20 protein-coding genes are annotated in these 25,010 nt (G+C 31.2%); 7 read left to right on the top strand and 13 right to left on the bottom strand.

What is annotated here, in order from left to right:
* Nucleotides 1–7 precede the first annotated feature (7 nt).
* A complete protein-coding gene (locus OM075_RS19045) occupies nucleotides 8–409 on the bottom strand; it encodes a Glu/Leu/Phe/Val dehydrogenase dimerization domain-containing protein (protein ID WP_301192135.1) in 402 nt (133 codons plus the stop codon).
* A gap of 187 nt (nucleotides 410–596) precedes the next feature.
* Here OM075_RS19045 and OM075_RS19040 point away from each other — a divergent pair, with 187 nt between their 5' ends.
* Nucleotides 597–3,557, top strand: a complete 2,961-nt coding sequence (locus tag OM075_RS19040; RefSeq protein WP_301192134.1) for a PEP/pyruvate-binding domain-containing protein — start codon at nucleotides 597–599, stop codon at nucleotides 3,555–3,557.
* Nucleotides 3,558–3,580: 23 nt separating this feature from the next.
* On the opposite strand, the gene OM075_RS19035 is transcribed toward OM075_RS19040, so the two are convergent.
* The gene (locus OM075_RS19035) at nucleotides 3,581–5,320 is read right to left on the bottom strand and encodes a response regulator (RefSeq protein WP_301192133.1); all 1,740 of its coding nucleotides are present in this window, start codon (nucleotides 5,318–5,320) and stop codon (nucleotides 3,581–3,583) included.
* Nucleotides 5,321–5,671: 351 nt separating this feature from the next.
* Between OM075_RS19035 and OM075_RS19030 the strand changes: the two genes are divergently transcribed.
* Together OM075_RS19030 and ettA are read left to right on the top strand one after the other, a co-directional pair.
* Entirely contained in the window at nucleotides 5,672–6,517 is an 846-nt protein-coding gene (locus OM075_RS19030) for a hypothetical protein (RefSeq protein WP_301192132.1), read from the top strand.
* 121 nt (nucleotides 6,518–6,638) lie between these two features.
* A complete protein-coding gene (gene ettA / locus OM075_RS19025) occupies nucleotides 6,639–8,324 on the top strand; it encodes an energy-dependent translational throttle protein EttA (RefSeq protein ID WP_301192131.1) in 1,686 nt (561 codons plus the stop codon).
* Between the two features lie 18 nt (nucleotides 8,325–8,342).
* On the opposite strand, the gene OM075_RS19020 is transcribed toward ettA, so the two are convergent.
* Together OM075_RS19020 and OM075_RS19015 are read right to left on the bottom strand one after the other, a co-directional pair.
* Nucleotides 8,343–9,467 (bottom strand): adenylate/guanylate cyclase domain-containing protein, encoded by a 1,125-nt coding sequence (locus tag OM075_RS19020; RefSeq protein WP_301192130.1) that lies wholly within the window; start codon nucleotides 9,465–9,467, stop codon nucleotides 8,343–8,345.
* Nucleotides 9,468–9,486: 19 nt separating this feature from the next.
* A complete protein-coding gene (locus tag OM075_RS19015; RefSeq protein WP_301192129.1) occupies nucleotides 9,487–10,614 on the bottom strand; it encodes an adenylate/guanylate cyclase domain-containing response regulator in 1,128 nt (375 codons plus the stop codon).
* A gap of 310 nt (nucleotides 10,615–10,924) precedes the next feature.
* On the opposite strand from OM075_RS19015, the gene OM075_RS19010 reads away from it, so the two are divergent.
* Nucleotides 10,925–11,401: a WbuC family cupin fold metalloprotein gene (locus OM075_RS19010; RefSeq protein WP_301192128.1), complete on the top strand. Its 477-nt coding sequence runs from the start codon at nucleotides 10,925–10,927 to the stop codon at nucleotides 11,399–11,401.
* Between the two features lie 101 nt (nucleotides 11,402–11,502).
* Nucleotides 11,503–12,864, top strand: a complete 1,362-nt coding sequence (hisS, locus tag OM075_RS19005; protein WP_301192127.1) for a histidine--tRNA ligase — start codon at nucleotides 11,503–11,505, stop codon at nucleotides 12,862–12,864.
* Between the two features lie 50 nt (nucleotides 12,865–12,914).
* On the opposite strand, the gene OM075_RS19000 is transcribed toward hisS, so the two are convergent.
* From OM075_RS19000 to OM075_RS18990, 3 genes are all read right to left on the bottom strand, one after another.
* Entirely contained in the window at nucleotides 12,915–13,391 is a 477-nt protein-coding gene (locus OM075_RS19000; RefSeq protein WP_301192126.1) for a hypothetical protein, read from the bottom strand.
* Nucleotides 13,392–13,403: 12 nt separating this feature from the next.
* On the bottom strand, nucleotides 13,404–13,835 hold the full coding sequence (locus OM075_RS18995; protein WP_301192125.1) for a hypothetical protein: 432 nt from the start codon (nucleotides 13,833–13,835) through the stop codon (nucleotides 13,404–13,406).
* 126 nt (nucleotides 13,836–13,961) lie between these two features.
* Complete coding sequence (locus OM075_RS18990) at nucleotides 13,962–14,531, bottom strand: RNA polymerase sigma factor (protein ID WP_301192124.1); 570 nt, start codon at nucleotides 14,529–14,531, stop codon at nucleotides 13,962–13,964.
* A gap of 245 nt (nucleotides 14,532–14,776) precedes the next feature.
* Here OM075_RS18990 and ychF point away from each other — a divergent pair, with 245 nt between their 5' ends.
* Nucleotides 14,777–15,877: a redox-regulated ATPase YchF gene (gene ychF, locus OM075_RS18985; protein ID WP_301192123.1), complete on the top strand. Its 1,101-nt coding sequence runs from the start codon at nucleotides 14,777–14,779 to the stop codon at nucleotides 15,875–15,877.
* Nucleotides 15,878–15,992: 115 nt separating this feature from the next.
* Entirely contained in the window at nucleotides 15,993–16,598 is a 606-nt protein-coding gene (locus OM075_RS18980) for a DUF4294 domain-containing protein (RefSeq protein WP_301192122.1), read from the top strand.
* Between the two features lies 1 nt (nucleotide 16,599).
* Here OM075_RS18980 and OM075_RS18975 read toward each other — a convergent pair whose 3' ends face one another.
* From OM075_RS18975 to OM075_RS18950, 6 genes are all read right to left on the bottom strand, one after another.
* The gene (locus OM075_RS18975; RefSeq protein WP_301192121.1) at nucleotides 16,600–17,340 is read right to left on the bottom strand and encodes a LytR/AlgR family response regulator transcription factor; all 741 of its coding nucleotides are present in this window, start codon (nucleotides 17,338–17,340) and stop codon (nucleotides 16,600–16,602) included.
* 425 nt (nucleotides 17,341–17,765) lie between these two features.
* Nucleotides 17,766–18,410, bottom strand: a complete 645-nt coding sequence (gene elbB, locus OM075_RS18970) for an isoprenoid biosynthesis glyoxalase ElbB (protein WP_301192120.1) — start codon at nucleotides 18,408–18,410, stop codon at nucleotides 17,766–17,768.
* Nucleotides 18,411–18,415: 5 nt separating this feature from the next.
* Nucleotides 18,416–20,260, bottom strand: coding sequence for an alpha-amylase family glycosyl hydrolase (locus OM075_RS18965; protein ID WP_301192119.1), 1,845 nt, complete (start codon nucleotides 20,258–20,260; stop codon nucleotides 18,416–18,418).
* Between the two features lie 525 nt (nucleotides 20,261–20,785).
* The gene (locus OM075_RS18960; RefSeq protein WP_301192118.1) at nucleotides 20,786–21,169 is read right to left on the bottom strand and encodes a DUF3859 domain-containing protein; all 384 of its coding nucleotides are present in this window, start codon (nucleotides 21,167–21,169) and stop codon (nucleotides 20,786–20,788) included.
* Between the two features lie 78 nt (nucleotides 21,170–21,247).
* Nucleotides 21,248–23,437 (bottom strand): tetratricopeptide repeat protein, encoded by a 2,190-nt coding sequence (locus OM075_RS18955; protein WP_301192117.1) that lies wholly within the window; start codon nucleotides 23,435–23,437, stop codon nucleotides 21,248–21,250.
* Between the two features lie 119 nt (nucleotides 23,438–23,556).
* Nucleotides 23,557–24,780 (bottom strand): tetratricopeptide repeat protein, encoded by a 1,224-nt coding sequence (locus OM075_RS18950; RefSeq protein ID WP_301192116.1) that lies wholly within the window; start codon nucleotides 24,778–24,780, stop codon nucleotides 23,557–23,559.
* Nucleotides 24,781–25,010: the final 230 nt, after the last annotated feature.

Below are 25,010 nucleotides of genomic sequence, written 5' to 3'. Positions count from 1 at the left end.
TTCTTATTTAAACTATCAAACACCTGATGAGTATGGAAAGGTGGTTATCAGAAATGTGGCTTAACTTTTTGTCTAGTTTTTTATTGCAATTCCACAAGTTAACTGTTGGATGAAAACGCAATCCTCCCTTATAAGGACCAATGGCGCTATTCATTTCAATTCTAAATCCTCTGTTCACAATGATTTTTCCCAGGTCATTCATCCATGGAACCCTGAAAATTATAATTCTTTCAGGTTCTGTGATTCGCTCCATTATACCAGAATGAATATAGTGGGGGTTATCCTCAAGAAATGTTGATAGGGAGAGAAGTACTTCATGAACGGCTTGATGAAATTCTGGTTCCGCAGGATTTTTTTTGATGAGATCAGACATAAAAGACTCAACAAAAGACTGAGTTGAACTTTTCATGATGGGGTGTTTTAAGGTTTTTTTTATTCAATAAAAGTTACTGAATTATTTTTGATTTGAGAAAAGAACCAGTTAAAAAACAAATAGTTAAATGTGGATTACTTAGGATACTTATAAACGCTAATATTTGGCATTTAATTGCTTATAAATATTAACTATATTAACGGAGTCGATAAAAGGAAATACTATGGATAAGGAAACTGAAATGTCTTATATCGGATTGTTTGCTGATACTGCTTTTACACATTTGATGCAAAAAAGAATACAATCTGTATTATTGATTTCGAGTAGCTATGATGCATTTATGCTTGAGGAAGATGGGCGTATTGAAGAGCAGATATTTAATGAGTACGTTTCGCTTAATCTACGATATCCACCAAAGTTTATACAGGTTACAACAGCTGAAGAGGCCTTGGAAACACTGGAAAACGAATCGATCGACTTAATTATTTCGATGTTGAATATTGGTGGTATGGATCCTTATTCACTGTCAAAAACAATTAAAAGTACACATCCATCCATTCCTATAGTGGTATTAACTCCTTTTTCAAGAGAGGTTAGTTTAAAGTTAAAAGACCAGGACACCAGTGCTATTGATTACGTGTTTTGTTGGCTTGGTAATGCAGACATTCTTCTTGCTATAATTAAATTAATAGAAGATGAAATGAATGCAGAATCAGATATACTTGAAGTAGGAGTACAGAGTATTATTCTGGTGGAAGACTCTATTAGATATTATTCCAGTTACTTGCCGATCATATACAAGATTGTGTTTAATCAATCAAAAAAGTTCATGTCTGAAGGCTTGAATGAGCATCAAAAAATGCTAAGAATGAGGGGGAGGCCAAAGATTTTACTTGCCAGGAATTATGAAGAGGCGATTCAATTGTATAAAAAGTATAAGTTAAATCTTTTGGGCGTTATTTCGGATGTTTCATTTAATCGTGAAGGCAAAAAAGATATTGAAGCTGGAGTGAAGTTAGCTTTACAGGTGAAGCAGGATGATATTTATATGCCCTTTCTTTTACAATCTTCGGATCTTAATATAGCTGAAAAGGCTAAGGAAATGAAGGTTGGATTTTTATATAAATATTCAAAAACGCTATTACAGGAATTAAAGAGCTTTTTAAAATATAACCTTGCTTTTGGAGATTTTATTTTTATTGATCCTAAAACTCAGGAGGAGGTTGGGCGAGTGAGTTCCTTGAAAGAATTGCAAGAGAAGTTGTTCGAGATTTCAGATGATTCATTACGGTATCATTTTCAAAGAGATCATGTTTCAAAGTGGCTTAAAGCAAGAGCGCTTTTCCCAATTGCTGAAGTAATTAAAAATCTGAAAATTGAAGACTTTGAGTCTCTCGAGGCATCAAAAAAGTTTTTGTATAACACCATCATTAATTTCCGGATTTCCAAAGGAAAAGATGTTATCGCTCAGTTTTATCCGGACAGATATGATAAGTACGTAAAGTTTGCCCGGATTGGAAATGGATCGATAGGAGGAAAGGCAAGAGGTTTGGCATTTTTAAATACAATTATCAATAAGAATGCTTTATCACTAAATTTTGAAAATATAGATGTTACAATTCCAAGAACCGTAGTAGTTGGTACAGATATTTTTGAACACTTTATGGATAAAAATAATTTGTACGAGGTGGCATTATCTGATCTGAGTGATGAAGAAATTTTGGATCATTTTGTTAAAGCAGAACTACCAAGTTTATCCGAAACCTATTTAAAGAAGTTTGTTTCTGTTGTGAATAATCCCATTGCAGTACGGTCATCAAGTGTTTTAGAGGATAGCCATTACCAGCCTTTTGCAGGTATTTATTCTACTTATATGATATCCAATACAGATGATATTGATGTTGTTGTAAAGCAAGTTGGAGATGCTATTAAATGCGTTTATGCTTCGGTTTACTTTAAATCAAGTAAGGCATATATGACTGCAACCATGAATATTATTGACGAGGAGCGTATGGGGATTGTTTTGCAAGAGGTAGTTGGTCATCAACATGAAAACAGGTTTTATCCAACCATTTCAGGTGTGGCACGATCTGTTAATTTTTATCCAATTCCTCCGGAAAAAGCGGAAGAAGGAATTGTTAATGTTGCACTTGGTTTAGGTAAACAAATAGTTGAAGGAGGGGTTTCTTTACGATTTTCGCCAGTATATCCTAAAAAGGCACTTCAGCTTTCCACTCCGGAATTTACAGTAAAGGATACGCAAAAGTATTTTTTTGCATTAAACATGGATAATAGCAGTTTTAAACCATCCGTTAATGATGCGGTTAATCTGTTGAGGTTAGATCCTAAAGTAGCTCTAAAAGATGGAACATTAAGGTGGTTAGGCTCGATTTATGATTATCAGAATAATGTAATCAGGGATGGTGTTCATTATAAAGGTATACCTCTGATATCATTTGCTAATATTTTAAAGCATGATGCTTTTCCTTTGGCACAAATAGTGAAGAAGATACTTCAAATTGGGCAAAAAGAAATGAATCAACCTGTAGAAGTAGAATTTGCAGTTGATTTGCAAAATGCAGAAGGCAGACATGTATTTTATCCTTTGCAGATACGGCCAATTGTGGAAGGAGAAGAAACCATTAAAGAAGATTTAAAGAGTGTGGAGGTTCAAAATCATTTGGTTTATTCGGGTACTGCTTTGGGTAATGGAATAATAAATGATATTGTAGATGTTGTATTTGTTAAATCAAAAGGATTTAAGGCTGCCAATATGGTTAAAATGGTTCCTGTAATTGAAAAGCTAAACCAGGAGATTCTTAAAGCAAAAAGAAACTATATATTGATAGGTCCGGGGCGATGGGGATCACAGGACCCATGGCTTGGCATTCCTGTAAAATGGCCACAGATTTCAGGTGCCCGTGTTATTGTGGAAGCAGCTCTTGATGATTTTAAGGTAGATCCGAGTCAGGGAACACACTTTTTCCAGAATCTAACTTCTTTACGAGTTGGTTATTTCACCATAAATCAATCCATAGGTGATGGATTGATAGATGAGTCATTTTTATTACAGCAGCACACCTTATATGAAGATGACTGGATTAAGCACGTACAATTATCTTCTCCATCCGTTATTAAAATAGATGGCAAACATGGAGTTGGATTAATAGAATATCCGGAATAATAAAATTGAAATAAGTAATGGTATTAACTTAAGTGATGTTTGATTTTTCCAATCAGGTCTTCAGGTTGAAATGGTTTACTGATATAATCATCCATACCTGAAGAAATACATCTCTCTTTATCTTCAGGAAATGCATTTGCTGTTACTGCAATAATTGGTGTATGAGTGTTTGTACTCTTTTCAATCTCCCTGATTTTTTGTGTAGCTTTAAAACCATCCATAATAGGCATCTGCACATCCATAAGAATCAGATCATATTTGGCTTTCCCAAATTTATCCAGTGCTTCTTTACCATTATAAGCCACTTCTATTTTATTCACTTCATTCTTAATATAAAGAATGATAATTTGTTGGTTGCTAAAGTTATCCTCAACAAGTAAGATGTTTGCATTCTTAATATCAACTGAGGGTTTGTAGAATGACTCGGTATTTGAAATCTTATCTTTAAGATTTTGAATAGATATACTTTGTTTGTTTTCTTTAAATGTAATGCCGAACTCAAAGGTAGTTTCTTCTATATCAGGATGGATGAGTAAGGTGTGTCCATCTTGTTCAATTAACTTTTGAGTTAATCCAAGCTCTAAAAATTGAATGTGTTTAGATGTATTTAATCTTAAAACATCATTTTTATATAATGAATCTTCTGATTTATATTCTTTAGGGAAAGGTATGTTTCCTGTGCTGATTATTTTAAAATTTAACTCAACATTACCAGGCATTGTATTGGTTCTGGAAACTTCAATGCCAATATGCTTCTGTTCTGCAATATTATATTTAGCGATACCATTTAAAATATTCAGGAATATTTGTTTTGTTTTAATGGCATTTCCAGTCATTGTTGTTGGTATGTCGGCTGAAAATGACAAACTGAATTTTTGTTTGGTATTGTTTTCTGAAAATAGTCTGATGGTATTGTTTAACGTGGCATATAAGTTAAAACTAATTTCTTCCTCAATAGCAGGTTTTAATCCTGATTTTGAAGTTGAAACCATATTGGTTACCACATTTACAAGGTTATTGGCAGAGGCATGAATTGTGTTAATGTAATCTCGCTGATCATCAGTAAGATTTGTTTTGCCTAAAATATCAAGTATTCCGGTAATATTACTTAGCGGTGTTCTAATTTGTCGCGAAAGATCTGAAATTTGTTCCTCTTTTGAATTTTTGCTATTCTGTGAGTTAATCATTGCTCTTTCTTTGGTAAGCATTACCTCTGTAAATATAAATTTTAGAGTGTAAGCAATGATAAATGAGAATATAAAGTAAATTGAAAACAGAATCTCTAAATTGAAACTATAATTAATGGCTCCTGGGATTATTTGACTTAAAACAATAAAGTCAATAATCATAAACAGGAACATGGCAAATGAATAAATAGAGCCATTTTTTCGTCCAAATAAATTAATTGAAATGAACGGGAAAGTACCAAGCCAAATGATATTTACATTTGTAGGGCCTCCAAATATGATGAAAAATGTAAATGTTAAGCTGATAAAAGTAAAAAGCACCTCTTTGTAAAAAAGAGAATTGGGTTTTCTTCCAGTATATAAATAGTTAAAAGCAAATAATATACTGAAAAACAACAATGGGCCTGCAAAAAATAGATTTTCTTCGAGTAAAGAAATAATGCCTTCAATAAAAACGATGACAAACAAAAAGAAGTTTAAAACATTGGTGAATAATAGGGTTGTTTTAGTTTCAACTTCAAGTTTTTCCTCTTGATCAAAAGTAAATAGTAGTAAGAATTTATTTAAAAACTTCATTGTGTTCAATTCAATTATTGATATATAGTGTTCAGGCTTTTAATTAAAAAGTACTGTTTTTACGTATAAATTAAAAATAGGTTCGGTAATTAACAAACAAATTTTATAACGAAGATGCAATATATAATTGAATTATAACAATATTATTAGTCTAAAAAGTGCGAGGTGTTGATGTGTGAAAGTTACTTGTGTTGTAAAATATTGATATATAATATTAAATGATTGTTGAATTGATGAATTCTAAATGTTTTTTGTAAATTTCTTAAGAAAACTATAACTCATTTTAATAATTTACGTTTTTAAAGGGTAATATAATTTTAGAATAAGTAATTTGAATTAAATATTTAAGTAATGAAAAGAGTATTGGTAAATCTGGTATTTTTAATGTTGACAATTGCTGTGTCAGCTCAAAAGAATATTCCTTCAGAAAAGGATTATCAGGATTTTTTTAATACTAAAACCTATGTGGTTTTAGATGATAATCCACTTTCAGATTTTAATTTTATGATTAAGAAAGTAATGCCAAGAGTTTGGAATATTACAGATTATGAAATTATTTCTCATGCTGAATTTGATGAAAAACGTCGTGATCCATCCTATTCATTTATTGTTACTTCAACAGTAACTTTTGATAAGGATAAAACTAAAGCTCGTTATACTTTTGTTAGTTTGTTAATGGGTAAAGATGTGTATTCAATTACAGATATGCCTGATTTATGTTCTATTCCGTTATCTTATCTAAGAGTTGAAGATGATAGTTATGCCTATAAGATGGAAGGATTTATTAAGTTTATGCAAGATCATGTAAAATTGGTATCTCAAAATCCTAAGATTATAAATGCAAACATGTTTAAGTATTACAATAAAAATGTACAGAGCTTAAACAACAAAAAGCTTTTATTGGTAAAAGAGGATTTAACAACAGAAGTTAATACTTTAAGCAAAATACAAAGCATTTATCCTTATCATGTAGAAATTGTAACTCAGGAAGAGGTTGCAAAAGCTATTGAAAATAAAGACCCGGATGTTGTGTATTTGCACAAAGTAGGACCAGAAGGTACTAAATACAAAGCTCGTTGTTATAAAATAGTAATTGGGGCTGCAGATTCACAATTTTATTATTTCGACTGGCACATGGTAACTCCAAAAAATCGAGATGGTTTGTTAGAGAGTGATTTAAAGGCTATGGCAAAATAAAAAAACAGATATTCACATATTAAACCTTGTTGTTTTGCAGCAAGGTTTTTTTATGCTTTTTTTGCAATAATTTGAATTAAATTTGCGTGAAATATTAATGATGATTTAATTTTTTATAAAAATGTCAGACGATAAAAAGATTATATTTTCGATGGTAGGGGTGAGTAAAGTTGTTCCCCCCAAAAAAAAGATTTTAAATAATATATACCTTTCTTTTTTCTATGGAGCAAAGATTGGAATTATTGGTTTGAATGGTTCCGGTAAATCTACTTTAATGAAGATTATTGCCGGTATTGATAAAAACTTTCAGGGAGATGTTGTTGCTTCTCAGGATTATTCGGTAGGGTATCTGGAACAGGAACCCGTTTTGGATGAGAATAAAACGGTTAAGCAGGTTGTGGAAGAAGGTGTGCAGGAAGTTGTTGATGTTCTGAATGCTTATAATCAGGTAAATGAAAAATTTGCTGATCCCGAAGTATTGGAAGATCCGGATAAGATGCAGGCTTTAATGGATGAGCAGGCCAGATTACAGGAAAAGATTGATCAGTATGATGCCTGGAATTTAGATACCAAACTAAATATAGCCATGGATGCGCTTCGTTGTCCGGACGAAGACAAGCAGGTTAAGTATTTATCTGGAGGAGAAAGAAGACGTGTGGCATTGTGCCGTTTGTTATTAAGAGAGCCGGATGTATTATTACTGGATGAGCCTACTAACCATTTGGATGCAGAGTCTGTTCAGTGGTTGGAGTTACATTTACAACAATATAAAGGAACTGTAATATCAATTACTCACGATAGATACTTTTTGGATAATGTTGCAGGATGGATTCTTGAATTAGACAGAGGTGAGGGTATTCCATGGAAAGGAAACTATTCATCATGGCTTGAGCAGAAAACAAAACGTATGGAGCAGGAAGAAAAAACAGCTTCAAAGCGTAGAAAAACATTAGAACGAGAGTTGGAATGGGTTAGAATGGCGCCTAAAGCGCGTCATGCTAAATCTAAAGCCCGTCTTTCTGCCTATGATAAACTGATGGATGAGGATGTAAAACAAAAAGAAGAAAAACTGGAGATTTTCATTCCTAATGGTCCTCGACTTGGTGATAAGGTGATTGAAGCGCATGGAGTAGCTAAAGGTTTTGAGGAACGTTTGTTATTTGAGGAACTGGAATTTCTTTTACCTAAGAATGGTATTGTTGGAGTAATTGGTCCTAATGGAGCGGGTAAAACTACTTTATTCAGGATGATTATGGGATTGGAAAATGTAGATAAAGGTTCTTTTGAGGTTGGAGAAACAGTAAAAGTAGGATATGTTGATCAGTCTCATGAATCAATCGATGATAATAAATCTGTTTATGAAGTAGTATCTGAAGGTCAGGAAACCATCAAAATGGGTGGCAGAGAGATTAATGCCAGAGCTTATCTTGGAAGATTTAATTTTACTGGAGGAGATCAGGAAAAGAAATGCGGGGTACTTTCTGGAGGAGAAAGAAACAGGTTGCATTTGGCAATGACTTTAAAAGAAGAAGCTAACGTACTTTTACTGGATGAGCCAACTAATGATATTGATGTTAATACATTAAGAGCTTTAGAAGAAGGTCTTGAAGATTTTGCCGGATGTGCAGTTGTTATTTCGCACGACAGATGGTTCCTGGATCGTATCGCAACTCATATTCTTGCTTTTGAAGGAGATTCAACAGTTTACTATTTTGAAGGGTCTTTCTCTGAATACGAAGAGAACAAAAAGAGAAGATTAGGAGATATTACTCCAAAGCGAATTAAGTATAAGAAACTTATGAAGTAATATAATATAAAGAGTTGGTTATTTAACCAACTCTTTTTTCTTTAATTGACTTTCAACTATGCAATCTGAACCGATTGCCTCAATTCTATTGTTTAGGAAATTGTATATTTGAATGCCTCTCATTCCTTTAAGATTAACAACTCCCTTACTTTGATAATTAAAGGCATGTTTAGTAAGGTTGTAGGTGGACTCACTCACCGCAATATCCATTGGGGTACACTGACCTTGAATTCTGGATGCTGTATTTACATTTTCGCCAAAAATATCAAACAGGTAATTTTCATATCCAATTAAACTTCCAATAATATCACCACTGTTAATACCAATGGTTATTTCCCAATTTGTTCGATGTGTTTTGTTTCTTTGGATAATATAATTTCTAAAATCAATAGCTGCACATACTAAATTAATTGCATGGTTTTCGTCAGATTGTGGTAAACCACTAACAGCAAGATAACCATCGCCAATAGTTTTAATGCGAGTACAATTATGGTTACTGATTATTCTGTCAAATGCTGAAAAGATATCATTCAACTCATCAATTAGTCTCTTGGGAGACATACAGCATGTTTTCTGAGTAAATCCAACCAGATCAGTAAACATTACACTGGCATTTTTATAACGTTGAGGTTTTGAATAGCCAGATTCTTTTACTTCATTAAATATTTTTTCAGGAATAATACCTTTAAGTATTTTTTCAACTTTCTCTTGCTCGCGTTCAAGTTCAATTTGCTTTTGTCTTAAGGCATTTATACTGCTGCTTAAAGCAAGTACAGATCTTACCCGAGCTATTAATTCAATTGGATCAATAGGTTTTCTGATATAATCAATGGCACCGGTTTCAAGTGCTTGCCTTACATTTTTTGCATCAGAAAAACCAGAAGAAATGATTACCGGGATATTTTTGGTTTGTTCTTTCTTTTTTAGCAGACTGAGCGCATCAATACCTGTCATTTTAGGCATTTCCCAGTCCATAATTATTAAGTCAGGATTAGACTGAAGTGCTATTTTGCAGGCATCACGTCCGTTGCTTGCTTTTAAGTAAATGAAATTTTGTCCCATTTCATCTAAATGTGAAATGATAATGTCTATGATTATAGACATGTCATCTACAATAAGGATTTTAATAGAGTCTTGTACCATCGTTTTATTAAGAGGAAAATTAATTGGCAGACAATTTTTCAATTAACACACCAAGTCTGTTTTTATTGTGTTCGGATTTTTTAATATCTAAGGGATTAATAGTTGACTTTAAATAGTACATTCTTCGTTTACCAATGCCTTTAATATCTTGCGGAAGCCTTTCTATGAAACTGTATTTATCTCGTGCAAGTAAATAAGTAGAACGTGAAATATTTATTTGATTAGGTTCGCAAGCACTCTCTAATCTTGCAGCTTCATTAACTGTGTCACCAAAAACATCAAACAGGTAATTGTTGTTTCCCAATACACTACCAATTACTTCTCCGGAATTAATTCCAAGTTTTACATCCCATTTAACATTATTGATTAAGTTTCTTTGCATTAGGTATTCCCGCATGTCTGAGGCTACTTTGATCATATTATAAACATGCTCCTGGTTTGGTGTGGGTATACCTGAAACAGCCAAATATCCATCACCCATTGTTTTAATTCTGGTACAATTGTTTCTTTTTACAATTTTGTCAAACTCAGTAAAAATATCCGATAATTCATCAATAACTATTTTAGGCGATAATCTTCTTGATTTTTGAGTAAAGTCTACCAAATCGACAAATAAAACAGAGGCATCTCTGTATTTTTTAGGTTTAGATTCACCATATTGGGTTATTTCATTAATGATTTCGGTAGGAATAAGGCCGTTAAGCATTTCCTCCATTTTATGTTGTCCCTCATTAATAATGTGTGTTTGTCTGTCTAGTTTTTCTATTGTACTTGATAATGTTAATGCAGTTCTTACTCTTGCAAATAATTCAATAGATTTAAAAGGTTTTCTAATAAAATCAAGAGCTCCTATTTCAAGTATTTCTTCTATTTCAGCAGGAGAGCACTCTTGTATACATACTAAAACAGGAGTATTATAGTTCTTTATAGATTGCTTAATTTCTCCAATTTTATGAATTAAACTTTCAGAGGGTTTCTCGCAATCAATAATAATAAGGTTGTACCTACTTCTGTTTATTTCAGAATGAGCATCGTCACAATTAGTATTAAAAATCATCCAATCATCACTAAACTCAAGTAGTCTGCTTTTAATGATATGCATGTTTATTGCATCATTACCTATCGCTAAAATCTTCACAGTATCCATTCTTTCTCAACCTTGAGGTTTAATATTTACTATTAAAACCGAATTCAAAAACCTTTTTCTACTTTTACTTATTGCTTATCTAAAAGTTGGCATTTAGTGATGAACTATATTGAATTATTTTTGAGTGAATGATTTTTTTAGATTAAATGAATTTTATATTCGAAATTTGAGAGATAATTTTAGGAAATGGTTGTCTGTATGCTGCTATTTTTAAACCTTTTAATCTTTAAAATAGTTTTAGTAATGTGAGGTTTACTTAGTGTTGTCAAGTTGTTGATAATTAGTATTGTATTGTTATTGTATTAATGAGATGGAAATTATAGATTTTAAAATATTGGAGTCGTTAACAAAGGACGCTCAGAAAAGTGAACGGCGAAGAAAAAATATGAACTATCATGATGGTGAATCAGATCCTGTTCAGCGTATGTTAAATGCTTTTGAACCCGGAACATATGTTCGTCCACATACACATCTGAATCCTGATAAACGAGAAGTTTTTATTATCTTAAAGGGGAAGCTGCTGGTGATTTTTTTTAATGAAGAAGGTGCTATTATTAATCATGTCATTCTGGATTCTGAATCTGAAATATATGCAGTTGAAATTAAACCAGGCGAATGGCATACTGCCACAGGTTTGGAACCAGGAACTGTGGTTTATGAAATAAAAGATGGTCCTTATAATGTACTCGATGATAAAAATTTTGCTGCATGGGCCCCGGAAGAAGGTGGTATAAATGCTCAATATCAATTAAAACAATGGTTGGATGAATTGCACCTTGATATTTAGTCTTTTTTATAGACAGAATTAGTGATTAGGTAGATTAATTTTTAATGCTTGTTTAAATAAATTGAATAACTTTGCGCTTCAATTAAAAAAATAATAGCATAATGGCTCAGAAACCTGCTATTCCAAAAGGAACCAGAGATTTTTCGCCGATTGAAATGGCGAAGCGTAATTTTATTTTTGATACCATAAAATCTGTATTTTTAAAGTACGGATATCAGCCTATAGAAACTCCTGCAATGGAAAACCTATCTACATTGATGGGGAAATATGGTGAAGAGGGAGATAAGTTATTGTTCAAAATTTTAAATTCCGGCGATTTCTTATCTAAAGTTAATGATCAGGTTTTGACAGAAAAGAATTCTATTAAAACCACTACTCAAATTTCAGAGAAAGGTCTTAGGTATGATTTAACTGTTCCATTTGCCCGTTTTGTTGTTCAGCACCAAAATGATATCACTTTTCCTTTTAAGAGATACCAAATACAACCGGTTTGGCGTGCAGACAGACCGCAAAAAGGCAGATACAGAGAATTTTATCAATGCGACGTGGATGTTGTCGGTTCTGACTCTTTAATGAATGAAGTGGAGCTGATTCAGATCGTGGATGATGTTTATAAGAGCTTAAATATTAATGTAGTAGTTAAGCTTAATAATCGCAAAATTTTAACCGGAATCGCTGAAATTATTGGTGAGGCTGACAAAATTGTTGATATAACTGTAGCTATTGATAAACTTGATAAAATAGGTTTAGATAAAGTCAACGAAGAATTAAGACAAAAGAACTTATCTGAGAATGCGATTGAAAAATTACAACCTATAATTAAGTTGGAAGGGACTAATGCAGAAAAGATTCATACATTAAAAACGGTTCTTGCTCAATCTGAAACAGGTTTAAAAGGAGTGGATGAAGTTGAAAAAGTTTTTGAATATTTATCAACTTTAGATGTTACAACAGAGGTTGAATTGGATTTAACTTTAGCTCGGGGATTAAATTATTACACCGGTGCTATTTTTGAAGTAAAAGCATTGGATGTACAAATCGGAAGTATTACAGGAGGTGGTAGATACGATGATTTAACAGGTATTTTCGGATTAAAAGATGTTTCAGGCGTAGGGATTTCTTTTGGTGCAGATCGTATATATGATGTGATGAATACCTTAGATTTATACCCAAAGGAGTCTATTGTATCAACACAGTTGTTGTTTATTAATTTTGGAGAAAAGGAAGCTTTATATTCATTAAAGTCGCTGCAAAAAGTGAGAGCTGCAGGAATTAAAGCTGAATTATATCCCGATGCTGCAAAGATGAAAAAGCAAATGAATTATGCCAATAAAAAAGAGATTTCATTTGTAGCTATGGCAGGAGAAGATGAAATTAATGCAGGTAAAATTACGCTTAAAAATATGACTACCGGAGATCAACAGCTAGTGACTATTGAAGAAGCAATTGAAATAATAAAATAAGCTTGTTATAAGCAAGTTGTAGAAAAGCAGGAAGGTAATTCCTGCTTTTTTTATTTTCTTTTGGCTGGTCTGTCAGAATTATTTATGGTATTCTGGCTTCTGATTTGTTTTAATAAGTAGTTTTTAAATTGTGTTTCTGCATTGTATAGTTGAATTACCTTATCAATGCTCAAAACCTGCTTAAATTTTTCATGGTAATTCTGCTCCAGTTTAGCTTCTTTTAATCGAAATAAAATAAGGCTATCTGTTAATTCTGTTTTTCTGTCGTCAGAATATTGCTCCCAGTTTTGACGAAGCTCAAGAGTTAGTTTCTTTTTTTCAATAGAAAGCATTTCTTTTTTACGAAAAAACTCATTATAAATAGGCCAGAAGCTTTGAGCTTCTTTTGTTGATAAATCCAATTTATCTGTGATGAATGCTATTTTTTGAGCTTTAAGGCGTTCAATTTTTTCTTCTTTAGTAAACTGTTGACCTATTGCACTTATGCTAATAGTTATAAATAGTATGAAAAATATTATTCTATTCATTCGTCATTATTTTTAAAAGATTACTAACCCTTCAATATCTTCATAAGTAATACCTTCCAATAAGGCAGGATCGGTATTTATGTTTTCAAAAATAGAGGTGTTATTTTCGTCAGTTATCATATCCATTAACTCAAGTTCATCAAAGTCTGACGATAAAAGATCAAGCGTTATTTCATTTGAAATTGAGGCGTCAGCAACCGTTTGACTGGTTTTAAAGTATGGAGTGTTATAATAAACTATTGCAATAACTGTAAAAATAGCTGCCATTGATAGCCAGGGTTTTAATACAAGCACTATCTTTTTTGCAAGAGATTGTTCTTCTGCGTTTATTATGTCCATCATTTTATCTTCAAAAGACTCGAGATAGCCATCAGGAACATTAAAACCTGCATTGCTTTTGTTTTGATCTTTTATGTGATTTAATATTTTAAATTCTTCATTCATTTTAGTGGCTGTTTTTTGGATATGCTTTACTTTCAATAATGTATCTTCTTAACTTCCATTTATTTCTTTGATGGTTATTTTTACAAAAGGTTTAATCACTAATTAAGAAACCATTTAAAATCAAAGTTAACTTTTCTCAACTAAGTTATTTTTTAAATAGGCTTCTATTTTTTTAGCTGCATGATGATACGAAGCTTTTAAGGAGCCTACTGTAGTTTCTAATATTTCAGATATTTCCTCATATTTTAATTCTTCAAAGTATTTGAGGTTAAAAATAATTCGCTGTTTCTCAGGTAGTGTATTTATGGCTTTTTGCAATTGTATTTGAATTTCATCTCCATCAAAATATGGATCATTGACTAATTGTTTTTCGTATTGACTGTCTTCTTCGTCGATTGAAAATTGAACTGATTTTCTTTTTTTCTTTAAAAGGGTTAATGCCTCATTTGTTGCAATGCGATAAAGCCACGTGTATAATGCAGATTTACCTTGAAACGAATCAAAATTTTGCCATATTTTTAAAAATGTATTTTGTAAAACGTCATCTGCGTCATCATGGGATATAACAATTTTTCTGATATGCCAGTACAATCTTTCTTTGTACCTACTTATCAGAATTTTAAAAGCCATTTGTTTATGACTTTTATCTTTAAATAGTTCAACTAGCTCAGCGTCTGTATATTCCCGACTTGTCATTAATTCAATTTATCAAGCGATACAAATCCTTTGACGAGAAATCATTAAAAAGGTTTAATGTTGAAATGAAATAAATCCATTTGTTTTTATAAAAATATTGTAAAATGGTTGATATAGCGCCTGTAACAGTTGTTTTTCCAAGCTTAATATATGAATTAAAAAGTTTTAATTTTTTCGGAACCCGAAAATTTGATGTACTTTTGCACAACTTTTTGATAATATAGTGATACTGAAATAAATATAAAATGGCATTACAATGTGGAATCGTAGGTTTACCAAATGTAGGTAAATCAACCTTATTTAATTGTTTATCAAACGCAAAAGCGCAATCAGCTAACTTTCCGTTTTGTACAATAGAACCAAACGTAGGTGTTATTACTGTGCCTGATGAACGATTAATTAAATTGGAAGAATTAGTTAATCCTGAAAGAGTTCAGCCTGCGACTGTTGAGATTGTTGATATTGCTGGTTTGGTAAAAGGAGCTAGTAAAGGAGAAGGATTAGGAAATAAATTCTTATCTAATATTAGAGAAACAGATGCCATTATTCATGTTTTAAGATGTTTTGATAATGATAATGTCACTCACGTAGATGGTTCAGTTGATCCGGTAAGAGATAAAGAAGTAATTGATATGGAACTTCAAATGAAAGATTTGGAGACTGTGGAAAATCGCTTGCAGAAATCAGAAAAAGCAGCAAAGGCATCGAAAGATCAGGATTTAAAAAGACTAGTTGAAGTTCTACATTTATATAAGGAAACATTAGAAGCAGGAAAATCAGCAAGAACAGTTGAGTTGACGGAAGCTCAACAAAAGGTAGCTAAAGATCTATATCTGCTTACTGATAAGCCAGTGTTATACGTATGTAATGTTGATGAATCATCTGTTATTGATGGTAATCATCATGTTGAAGCTGTAAAAGCTGCTGTAGCTGACGAAAATGCGGAAGTGTTAGTCATTGCTGCTCAAACAGAAGCTGATATTGCTGAGTTGGAAACTTTTGAAGAAAGACAAATGTTTTTGGAAGACCTGGGTTTGACTGAGTCAGGTGTTTCAAAATTAATACGTTCTGCCTACAAGTTATTAGATCTTGAAACTTATTTTACAGCTGGAGTCAAAGAAGTTAGAGCTTGGACTTATCCTAAAGGAGCTGTTGCTCCACAGGCTGCAGGAGTCATTCATACTGATTTTGAAAAAGGTTTTATTAGAGCCGAAGTAATTAAGTATGAAGATTTTGTTAATTATAAATCAGAACAGGCCTGTAAAGAAGCCGGAAAGATGAGTATTGAAGGGAAAGAGTATGTAGTTCAGGATGGTGACATTATGCACTTTAGATTTAATGTATAATTGCATTATTTAAGATATAATATAAAAACCGATCCATTAGGGTCGGTTTTTTTTGTTAATAGGGTAAACAAAAGCTGTAATATGTCGTATTTTTATAAGGTAAATTTATTGCTCTATGAAATTTTTATATGGAAATATTCTTTGTCTGCTTTTGCTGACTTTCTGTACCGATTTGTTGGCTCAGGAGGATACTACCCATATAAATAAATACAATTATTTAAAAAGCAGAGTTATTGAAGGCGATACGCTTCCTCATGTATATATTGGAGAAGTTACTATAAGTCCTCCATGGAAATTTAAAAGTAAAAGGCAACATAAAAGATATAGCAGGTTGGTCATTAATGTTAAAAAGACCTTGCCTTACGCCAGATTAGCAAAATATCGGCTTACCGTAATTGCAAATACATTAGATACTTTACCAAATGAAAGAGCGAAAAAGCTATATTTAAAAAAGGCTGAAAAAGAGCTGTTCGAAGAATTTGAAAAACCCTTACGTAAGCTAACATTTTCTCAGGGTAGAATGCTTATAAAGCTTATTGACAGGGAAACTGGAGATACAAGCTATGATCTGATTAAGGATCTGAAAGGTGGCTTTTCTGCATTTATGTGGCAATCAGTAGCACGTATATTTGGTTCTAATCTAAAATCAGAATTTGATTCAGAGGGTGATGATGCGATGATTGAGCATATTGTAATAATGATCGATAACGGAATGTTATGATTTAAGATGTGGTATTGGTTAATCTGGACAATTCTTCAATCAGGTTTTTAAAGTTAGCAGAGGCTAATGGTATTTTTATTCCTTCAAGATGAATGATATTTTTCTCTTTATCTATTTCAGATATGTAGTTTAAGTTGGCAATACATGATCTGTGCGTTCTGAAAAAATGCTTTTTAGGTATATTTTCTTCGATACTACCAATGGTTCTTGAAACGTATAAAGGTTCGTCACTTTCACGATAAATTTTACAATAGTTACCATCAGCTTCTATTGCAATAATTTTGTTGTAGGGTATAATGTGTACGCCCTTTTGGTGATTTACAAGTAGTTTGTGATTGTTGTAAATCCATTGGTCTTCAGATCTGTATGTTTTAGCACTTTTTTGTTTAATGTTTATTTTTAAAACAAGATCAATAATTTCTTTTGGTTTAATTGGTTTTAATAAGTAACCGGATGCACCTAAACCTACAGCATCAATGGCATAGTGTTGATGTGCAGTTACAAAAATTACATCAAAAGAAATTGTTGAGAAATAATTAAAAAGTTCTAGACCATTTTCATGAGGCATAGAGATGTCAAGAAATACAACATCAGGAGCATGCTTTCGTATTAAACCAATACCTTCAATGAGGTTATCTGCAGTATCAATAACCTCGATAACATCACTTAAATATATTTCAAGTATTTTCTTAATACTTTGACGAGCAGATTCTTCGTCGTCAATAATTATTGATTTGAGCATGTCACAGAACTCTAATAATGCAATTTATCACTAATACGAAGTGTGAATTTAAACAAATTATCCAAAATTTACACTATAAAATCATTTCATTTAAAAAATGAGGTGTTTTATTTACAAAAATGCATCATTCATTAAATGGGTTTGATTTTAGTTTAAAAAATGATGAAAAATTTGGATCTTTGTGCACCGAAAATGCTTTTTAAGTAATCAAATTGCATTAATTAATACCAACCCAATAAAATTGAAAAATGAAGATCACCAAACAAACAACTCTGTTAAGACAATTATTTAGTTTAGATGTTCCCAATGCTATTTTAGCATTTCAAATCTTATTTGTTTCTGTAGTTCTATTGTTAATCTTTTTTTAAACTAAAAAAAAGATTATAAAAAGCGAGATTTTAAAAAAAAAATCTCGCTTTTTTATTTTATAATTGGTGAATTTGATCCACCAGATTGTTTGCTCCTTCTTCAATTTGAGCAATGTTTGCATCAAGCATATAACAAGGTGTAGTAACTATTTTATTTTCGGCATCAGTTACAACTTCGCCATGTGTAGTTTGCTTATGCTTTGCTCCCATTTTTTCAATAGCATCTTTAGTTCCGGCATCAGACCCAATGGTAAGCGTAGCGTTTGGAATAACTTTAGCAATAATTGCAGGAGAAATACAAAGCGCTCCAATAGGTTTCTTTGCCTTCCAAAAAGCAAGGATTGTTTCACTCACAGATGGTAATACCGCGATCTCTGCACCTTTAAATGCAAAATCACTTAGGTTTTTGGCAACACCAAAACCTCCCGGAAAAATGATCCCATCATAATCATCTACGTTAAGTTCAGATATATCTTTGATATTTCCTCTAGCTATTCTTGCAGATTCGATTAATACATTTCTGGTTTGTTGCATTTCCTCTCCTGTAATATGATTAATCACATGGTGTTGATCAATATTGGGAGCAAAGCATTGGTATTCAGATCCTTTTTTTTGAATAGCCAAAAGAGTTAAAGTAGCTTCGTGTATTTCGGAGCCATCAAATACTCCACAACCAGCCAGGATAACAGCAAATTTTTTCATGTTTATTATTTTAGTTCTAATATTAATGCAGTTTTTGGTTCAATTAAAACATTTTTAAGATCATTAAACTCAAAATTATCAGTTGGGCAAAACGCCGAACTGTAAATGTTAGTTGATTTATAACAATCTAAAATATTAATTTTTTGTAAAGTTGTATTGTTATTGTAAATAATTACAATCAGCTTATCTGCAGATGTTTTTAAAACAATATAGATTCCATCCTTATATATTTTATGCTGGGTTTGACCTGTGTATAATATAGGATTATCAGATCTATACTTAATTAAACTTTTAATATATGAATTAAATTCGCTTGGTTCGTATGGAATGTTTTTGTTCTCAAATCCATTTATTAAATCCTCTTGCCATCCTCCCGGGAAATTTTTCTTAGCTATTCCATCTCCTCTCATGATGTTGCCATCCAATAAATATTCCGTTCCATAAAAAATCGAAGGAATACCTCTTGTTGTTAAAAGGTAGGTAGCTAACATTTTCATTTGTTTTATGTTTTTCTCAGCTAATGTAAATGCTCTTGATGTATTCTTATTGTCAATAAATATAACATTAAGCTGAGGGTTCTCATAATTAAAATCTTTAGCTATAGCTTGATGAAGATCAACTGTACTTTCGCTTGGTTTTCTGAATTCAGAGAATACATTTTCTAATGTTTTAGCAATCGGGTAATCATAAATATAGTCAATATTATTGCCGTCTATTTGCTTTTTCCAATAGGCTAGTTCATCAGAATTTAAGGTGTTATAATCATAAATAACACCTAATTCAGGATATAATTCAGTCAGTTTTTCTCGTAAATTCTTCAAAAAATCAAGTTTGTTTAACTGGCAATCTTCAATTTTTATAGCATCTGGCTTTGTTTGTTCAATCCACCAAATGGTATTTTGAATTAAATAATCAGAAACGAGTTTAATATCCTGATTAAATAATTCTGTACTTAAACTATATTGATTTTGTAATTGATTATTTATTGTTGCCTGATCAGAATAAGGATCTGTTTGCAAAGAGTATGCATAGCCTTGTTCTTGAGGGGATTGTTTATTTTGGAATGTTGCATTGGCAATATTCTCATTTTTAAATAGCCAATTACGTTTACTTACCTTATGGAGCGTAAAAGTTTGGATATATTTTAAGTGCTCTGCTTTGAAATTTTTTGATAGGTTTTGCATATCAGATAAACTGCCTAAACGCTTATCAATTTCATAATGGTTCGTGATTTCGTCATGATAATACGAGTTGAATATCTGATTGCTTTCGTAAAGTGGGGATAACTCAACAGCAGTAACACCTATAGATTTTAAGTAGTTTGTATTGTTAATAATGCCTTGTATATCACCGCCATGTATACCTGATGGGTCGCCATTGTTTGTAACCTCCAGGTAATCTTTTATTTTGTCATTATCGTAGTTCCCATTTGCAAAACGATCTATTATTATTTGGTATAGTATATCCGACTCGTTTAATCTGGCAAATTGATGGTCATTGTCTCTTTGATTTATTTCAAAATAAAGAGTTTCCTGAAGTCTTCCATTTTGGTATACTTCAATAGGAACTTTACCTGGTTGTATGTTCTTATCAATATCAACACTAAGGATAATGATATTGGGATCTGCAGTAAAAATGAGATTATTAAATTTTACACCGTTGTAATTTACCTTAATGAAAGATTGAGAAAGATTATCTCCTTTTAATGTAATCATTAAATCTTTATATTGAAGATCAGACCACCAATTTTCAGGTTCCATTCTTTCAACAATATTTTTTGCCTCTAATAAAGGCGTTTTAATTACAATAAAAAGTAAAAGAAATAATATTATTTTATAACTATAATTCATTAATAACCATTTTAGTTCTAACAAAATTACCTTTAATAAACAAAAACCCAATAAAGTCGACCATATTTATTAAAAGCTTTAATTCCACTATTTGTTTTACAGAATAAATGTTTTTATTAGAAATATAGTCTAAAATATATCTTATAGCCTCATAATTATTAATAATTTTTAACTTTTAATGATGCTGTTTTTTTAATAGCTTGTGATAGTTAATTAAAGTTAAGGTGATTAAATGTTGGGGTATTTATAATTAAAAGGTATCGTTTTTTGGTAAATATGTTCAACTAAATGAATCTAAATTGTAGTTAAAAGCTGTTAATGGTATTTTATTCAATTAGTTAAACTATTATTTTTGTAGCGCAATGATAAAAAAAGTCAGGGAGATGTTTAGAAAAACAGATGATAATACGGTAAAGTTAAAGAGGAAGATATTTTGGTTTTTTGTTATTGAAGTTTTGTTAGTAATCGCACTTTTAGGATTTACATTCTTCTTAATAACTGTTGTATTAAACTAGATAATTACATTTATTTAACATATAGTGATTTCTGAATTAAAAGTTTCCCTTCAAGCCATGTAGTTAATTTCCATTCACCTTTCTTGTTGTGAATTGGTTCCCATATAGTATCACCTAGAAAAAATTCATAGTCGTTTGATCTTATAAAGTATTCTCCGGTAAATGGAGGAGCAGTTTTCCCATTTTCATCAGTAAATGGTGGATGATCAATTTTAAAAGATATTCTTTTCCCTTTTGCTCCTTTTATTCTAATTACGTATCCAAATTCAATATCGAGTTCAAGAGGTATTTGATCTGTAATTTTTAAAAGTTTAGGAAGATTTTTTGAGTTTCTGTCCCAGTTTGTGTAAATGCCATAACTATATAATTCTGAGTCTATTTTCTTTTTTGCCATATGGGAATGCTATGATATGTTTAAAAAATTAGTTAATAATGAAAGGCATACTCATTAAGGAGTATGCCCCAAAAAGAATTATTCTTCAATGTTATATTTTAACTGATCAACAATAAAAGGGATGTCTTGTTTGTTTATACCATTCTTTGTCAGATAAGGAATATCTTCGGTAAATACATCGAAAAAGTATTCAAAATTATTGTCCATCAGAGTTATGGCTTTCTGATAAAATTTAAGAGCTTCTCTTCTGTTGTTTTTACACCACATTACGTGTCCAATGTTTATTAAATCATGCTTGTTAGAAGAAGAAACCAATAATTTGTGGTAGTATTTTTCAGCCTGATCTAATTTTCCTGTTACAAAAGAACACCAGGCTATAGGGCGCCAGACTTTGGTATTTGAATCGTCCAGGTACTCAACTTTAAAATAGTACTTCAAGGCCTCGTTGTAATTTTTTAAGTCCAGATGACAATGACCAATAGAGGCCTGTGTATATAAATCTTCCGGATTAATTCTTTCGGCAATTAAGTAATATTCCAAAGCTTTTTCTGGTTGCTTTAAGTGTTTATACATCAGAGCAATCTTTTTAGTAGTCCAAAGTTGTTCTGGTTTTAAGATATCAGCCCTTAAATATTGGTTTAATGCTTTAGTATACTTTTTATTTTGTTGATAACAATAGGCTAATTTTTGAATGATTTCGATGTTATTTGACTGTTCTCCAAGAATAACTTCAAATGCATCTGATGCTTCAGTAAAGTATCCCTTCTTAAAGGTGAACTCAGAAATTTGTCTTAAACTATCATCATTACTAATTGATTCTTTAAAAAATGCTTTATTATGAAAGTCCATTTTCCATGCAAATACATCTTCAAATTGCATATGTTGCGGATGTAATTTATAAAAACGATATAAATCCTGAATATACCTGTTTGAAATAATAGATGATTTCTTTTCCGGTGTAATCATTTTTTCACTGCTTTCAATTTCATCCATTTGTTCAAGTTGTTGCTTAAACATATTGCCCATCATTTCTTTTTGAAATTGAGGCATATGTGGAATACTTAAAAATAGCGAGTACTTGTCCGAATTACATAAAAATCCTGAGTTAGCCAGGCTATCCTGAACACTTTTACTAGAAAAAATTAGATTGTCTTGTTCAAGCGCACTTTTAATTTCAGGATTTTCAAGATAGAAAGGAGTGAACCAATTCTGTAATATATTAAAGAAACTGAAGTGTTTCAACATTTTAAATGTAGAAAGGAAAACATCGGCACCTTCCATTTGTAATTCTGTTAACTCTTCAAGTTTATTCATTAACTCAGGCGAATCTTTAAAGAAATCCTCCCACTCAGGATTTTCTCCTTCCATGAATTTATCACCTAATAAATTTTCTAAATCAAGTTTGTTTCTTAAGTTGGGTTGCATTTTTACAACTTCAGGTAAAATTTCATCATTTAGTTTAGAAGATATTTTTTCAGTTTCTCTTGTTCTGATGAGTTGTATAACGATTGTTAATATATTTCGAGTAAGTTTCTTGTCTTCTTGCATCAATGATAAACGAGCTTTGACTTCCGGATATAAGAATAATCTGTTATCATATTTAAATAAAGTAAGTAATAATCCGGTTAAGGCTCTTTGTACTATTGTGTCTTCATGGTTTGATATAGCATTAAAAAGAATAAGAATTTTTTCCTCGTTAAATTCTTGCAGTAAACTAATTGTAATACCTGAAATTAGAATACATTTTATACTGTAATGAATGCTGGAATCGTTAATTAAAGATTGAATTTTGGATTGCTCGTCCTCTGTGATTTTTGAACATACCCATATACAATTAAATAATTTTGTTATTGTAGCTTCTGAAAATTCAACACTAAGATTAGCCTGACTAGCCATTTGTACTTTTGCATTTTCGCTATAGAATTCATCAATTACTGCATTTATAGACAAGTTACTTGATCTTCTAGTTTCGAAATACAAGTTGTTGGACTGATTTGTATAAATGGATGAAAAGATAGCATCACTTAAATCGTAACAAGATTTTAATATGTTATTATATACTTTTTGCTGTTCAGGATCAGTTACTCCATCAAAAGTATATTTAAGCATACTTTTATAAGTAAATTCGAGATTATACAGATCATCATTTAATAATCCTTTATGATGACTTTGAGCAAGTTTTGTTAATATAGAGAAAGCATCTTTTATTCTTCTCTGATTTAAAGCCAGTTCTGTATCTTTTTGTAGTTGTGGTATATTTTCGCTCATATTACTTATTTCATCGTTTGCTAGTAAAAGTACGAAAATATCAAAATTGTTTAAAATGCCATATAATTACGAATAAATGCCTTTATGAATTTGTACAATAAGAGATGATTTATGTATTTTTATTCATTCCAGAACACCGATTCTTCCAATTCTTTTATTCTTCTTTTGCAATAGATTTCTATTTTGTTATTGTTAGCGGGGTCTGATGCATGTATTTTATCAATTAGTTCATTATAACATTGTATTGCTTTGCGTTGGTTTTTTAAATCATAATCGTAAATCATAGCAACTTTATAGTCACCGTATATATTCTTAGGATCGCTTTCAGCTATAAGGTTGTAAAATTCAAGTGCTTTATTGTAATCTTGCATCCATTCATATGATTCTGCCAGTGCTTTATACATCATTGATATGGTTTCTGGATTAGGTTGATATAAATTGAATGATTTAGTAATATACTCAATGCTTTCTTCGGCTTTGTTGTTGTGTAAACAACATCTTCCTAATACATAGTAAGCTAAATAATCAGTCGTGTCCTTTTTAATGTATTGTTTTAGTAATTCTTCTCCTTTGATATAATGCTTTATTTTCCAGCATGATAATCCCAAAAACTTATTGGTTACTTGAGAGGAGTCACCGTTTTTATGTAATTCATTAAAAACTTCGTATGAATGATATACACTGTCATTAAGATATAGCGCTTTGCCGTATAAACGCTGAAGAACCTTACTTTTTAGCATGCCTGAAGAATTGTATTTTTCAATAAAATGCATGGTTTCTTTGTTCCATTTGTTTTTTAATAAAACATCACTTGCTTTTATAAGAGTTGATATATTAGGTTTCAATTCACATGCTGAAGTATAATAGAAGTAGGCACTATCAACATTATTGATGTTTCTATAAATATCTGCAATCTGAGTTATTATATATTGGTTATTGATATCCGATTTTAATACAGACTTAAATATCTCAAGGGCCTTGGCATATTCTTTCATTTTTGATAAGATGATTCCTTTTTTGATACAATAATGTTGGTTATCAGGTTCAATGCTTAACATCTTATCAATATAAATAAGTGCGGAATCGTAGTTTGATGTTTTAAAATATAAAGTTTCTAGTTCTTGTATTATTTCAATGTTACTCGAGTCTTCTGCAAAAATATTCTGGTAGACAATTATAGCGCTATCTAACTTAAAATTGTATACCAAATTTTTAGCCAGTTTTATTTTGCTCTGTGAGCTGGATTCTGCCATAGTATCATCAAAAGAGTTGAGTGAAACTTGAGAATGTGTAATAGCAGATATAGAGGTAATCAGGATCAAGCATAAGATAAATGATTTCATAGTAAAAGTGTTTTAACTAATAATTTAGTTTAAATATAAGGGAATAATGTTTTATCTCAAATAAATTAACTAATAATTTAGTTTAATAATGAATTTTATTATTCTAAACTTAAAAAAAGTAGATAAAATGCTTCAGATTTAATCTATATTTTCTGCTGGTAGTGGTTGTTTAATATATTGTTATATAGATTAGTATGAATTATGTGCTTTATATTTTTTGAAGAAGCAAT

The organism is Plebeiibacterium sediminum (assembly GCF_026013605.1).
Taxonomy (GTDB): Bacteria; Bacteroidota; Bacteroidia; order Bacteroidales; family Marinilabiliaceae; genus Saccharicrinis; species Saccharicrinis sediminus.
The sequence above is the reverse complement of the archived record's forward strand: the minus strand, read 5'-3'. Positions and strand labels throughout refer to the sequence as shown.